The 2,984-nt window shown below is 56.8% G+C and carries 3 protein-coding genes; all 3 read left to right on the forward strand.

Annotation, left to right across the window (positions count from 1 at the left end):
* The first annotated feature begins 402 nt into the window (after window positions 1-402).
* The 3 genes from HY010_03495 to HY010_03505 all read left to right on the forward strand — a co-directional run bounded on the left by HY010_03495 (window position 403) and on the right by HY010_03505 (window position 2,701).
* Entirely contained in the window at window positions 403-804 is a 402-nt protein-coding gene (locus HY010_03495; protein MBI3474770.1) for a hypothetical protein, read from the forward strand.
* A 70-nt stretch (window positions 805-874) separates the two neighbouring features.
* Complete coding sequence (locus tag HY010_03500; protein MBI3474771.1) at window positions 875-1,729, forward strand: hypothetical protein; 855 nt, start codon at window positions 875-877, stop codon at window positions 1,727-1,729.
* A 45-nt stretch (window positions 1,730-1,774) separates the two neighbouring features.
* Window positions 1,775-2,701 (forward strand): DUF91 domain-containing protein, encoded by a 927-nt coding sequence (locus HY010_03505; GenBank protein MBI3474772.1) that lies wholly within the window; start codon window positions 1,775-1,777, stop codon window positions 2,699-2,701.
* Window positions 2,702-2,984 lie beyond the last annotated feature (283 nt).

Below are 2,984 nucleotides of genomic sequence, written 5' to 3' on the forward strand. Positions count from 1 at the left end.
GGACCGGGTGGGCACTCCTTGGACCCCATCTCCGCGTCTGTTGTCTCGCAAGGGCATGAGGACCGAGATATTCATGCTTTGGTCAATATTCCTGCAGGACCCTACAGGAAGTTCTGGGCCATAACGACGTGAAAACGACCATTATCTACACCCATCCACTCAACCGCGGACCGGCAGGAGTCCGCAGTCCGATGGACGTTCTTTGAAAAGGAAGAGGTTGGCATCTTATGCGGATCCGTATAAGATACGCTGATAAAATGGGTCCATATGGCAACCGCTGGAATTCAATGATGTTATCGGGGTGGTATTTGCCGCATCATTGGCAGATTATCTGGGTCAAAAAACAATGTTCCGCAGATTATGCGGGTCCATCTAATCATTCTTAGCCGGACGGAAACGAACGTGGGCTCCGCGAAAACCTTGCTGGGCAACTGGAGGATCATCGAGACGGAACTCTGGGATTGCGAGGATCTTGATCTGCATACCCAGGCGATGCTCTCCCTGAAGCCGAAAGGCGTAGGGCGCCTCGTGTTCATCGCAATCGAGGCGCAGCTCGACTATCGGGTCGTCATGCGCGACGGGCTACCAGGTATCGAGTTCTCCTTCCACGGGTTCGACGAAGGCGACGAGGTGATTGGTCGGGGCTGGGCGATTCTCAAAGGGGAGCAACTTCAAGGCCGACTGTTCTTTCATCAAGGCGACGATTCGTCATTCGTGGCTCAACGGCAACCAAATCGAAAATCACCGGCTAACATCGGCTTGCAGCCGACGGCGGCTGGTGCGAGGAAGAGCCGCCGCCGTTGAAGCCGGACGTTAGGCCGCGAACTCGCGGGGCAGGGATCGAGTAAGGTCAACGTGGGGGGTATTGTCGGACATGGGTGCTGACGGCTTTGATCTCACGTTTCCGAGGGTGCCGCTCACTGGCGGGGAGCGAACGATCGAGGAGCTAGCACAGCCTGATGAACGGAGCATCGGATATCGGCTGGACGCTGAATCCCTACAGTCTCCATACCTCGAGTTAGAGAAGCGGCTGCCGGAAGCCGTTCCGCAGAAACTACGGGAACGGATCGTCGTCGCTCGTCAGCTCGGCACCTACGCCTTCTTCTGCTATGAGTTCCATGCGGTTTCGCTCTTTTGGTCGGTGTCCTGCATAGAGATGGCGTTAAAGTTCAAGTTTGAGGAAACACATCCGGGCCCGATCAAGTTGAAGAGGACTGTCAAGGGTGTCGAAGAAATGTGCGAGGTGCCGGTCACGGAAGTGGAAGACAGGATCCGGTCGAGGTGGCGCATCCCGGAGATGAACAACTTCGACTACAGCTTCAAGGCGCTTCTCACATGGGCATTCCGCCAAGCCATCTTGCCGGAAGACATTGAGGTTCCAGTTCAAGAGATCGTAAACGGCTTCAACAATCGCTTCGCCCCGAAAGTTTTTCCGGCGAGGGCACAGAAGGACGGTTTGCTCGGGGCCTCCCCCTCGTGGGACCAGATCCAGGACTGTTGGAAGGGGCTCTCGGAGAGCCCGCGGAAGAACTGTCAGAGCAAGGCTTCGACGGTGCTGATTGAAGAACTCCCGAGATTCCGAAACCTGATGGCTCACCCCCGACATTTCAATCTGGTCACGCCACCACGCTCGCCCCTGTCGGCCTACCAACTCCTGATCGACATCGTTTCCCGGCTGTGGCCCAGCGCCCTCGGGCTTGATGCCAGCAAGACGGCCAAGGCCATGTGAGAGAATCAAAAGAGCGCCTAACAACGCAGGCTCGGGTGGACCTGAATGCGATCGTGGATTGACATTGCCGTTGAAATCCTCCACAGGCGTGGGCCGATGGAGATTTTTGCCTTAGTCCAGGCCGCTCTGGCCGTCAAGCGTCTACGCGGGCCCAATAACCTCTTAGGGCAGCAAATCTTTCGGTTTGCCAAGGCGAACCGAAACGCGTTGGCTGTCAAGGAGTACCCCAGCTTTCGTCTGAAGTCCGCTGAGAGGCCGCGAGGGTTCCCAACCCGGGGACGATTAGCGGCAGCTTACAAGATACTTCTGCTCCCTCGCCAGTACCTCGACTTAAGGGTGATCGTGGACAGGGCACGTTCGATGGGCGCGTTGCGGTCCATATCCGACTGCCCGGAATACTGGATGTACGAGGCGCTCATGGACAAGCGCTTCTCCCATCTTTTTTCCAGAAGAGGAGCTTTGAGGTTAGCCATCGGAAGAGGCCAAGAGGTGAACAGCTCGCCTCGAGACGCGACGCGCACTGGACCATCCGCCCAACTGCCAGCGATTACTCAGAATATTCACGAGGCCAACCTGGAAGCCCTGATAGCCGATAATCTGGACTGTGTTGAACGGGGGCTAACGCTGGTGGGGCGGCAGCACCCTGCTCCCCCGGTGGGGCGCATCGACCTTCTTTGCAAGGACACAAAGGGAAATCTCGTGGTGATCGAAATCAAGAAGCTGGGGGCCAGCACCGATTCTGTCATCGACCAAGTCACCAGGTACATCGGATGGGTTCGGCGGCACATGGCTACCAGGGGACAACTTGTGAGGGGCATTGTTGTCGTCGGGAGACCCGACCCGAAGTTGGCTTACTCAGCGGGGGCCATACCGAATCTTTCGATCAAGTCCTTCAGCGTCGCCCTTGAGAGCTATTCTGGAGAAGAAATTGATGCACGGCGCTTCAACGCGGGTGACCGGTCGGGGAGATAGGTAACAGGAAAGTCCGGGGACATGGGTTACACGCCTTGGGCGGGGAGGGGTACTCGATCGCCGTCAACTACCTGACCACGCCTCCGCCGTGCGTTAAGGAGACCGAAGCCGAGATCGCCGCCGCGGGCGTTCTCTGACGGTCGTATAAGGCAGCGTCAATAAATAAGCTTTACATCTATTTGGAGTTGGTATATGCTTCCTATACATGACGGCTTTCAGCGAACTCAAGAAGAAATTCGCTCTCATATGGCCCCATCTTGACGAACGAGCGCGGCGGATGATG

It is taken from the genome of Acidobacteriota bacterium (assembly GCA_016196065.1).
GTDB lineage: Bacteria > Acidobacteriota > Terriglobia > Terriglobales > Acidobacteriaceae > Acidiflorens.

What these genes read in the sequence shown, in the direction of transcription:
- HY010_03500 (MBI3474771.1), top strand. Translation starts at nt 875, where the DNA reads ATGGGTGCTGACGGCTTTGATCTCACGTTTCCGAGGGTGCCGCTCACT.
- HY010_03505 (MBI3474772.1), top strand. Translation starts at nt 1,775, where the DNA reads ATGCGATCGTGGATTGACATTGCCGTTGAAATCCTCCACAGGCGTGGG.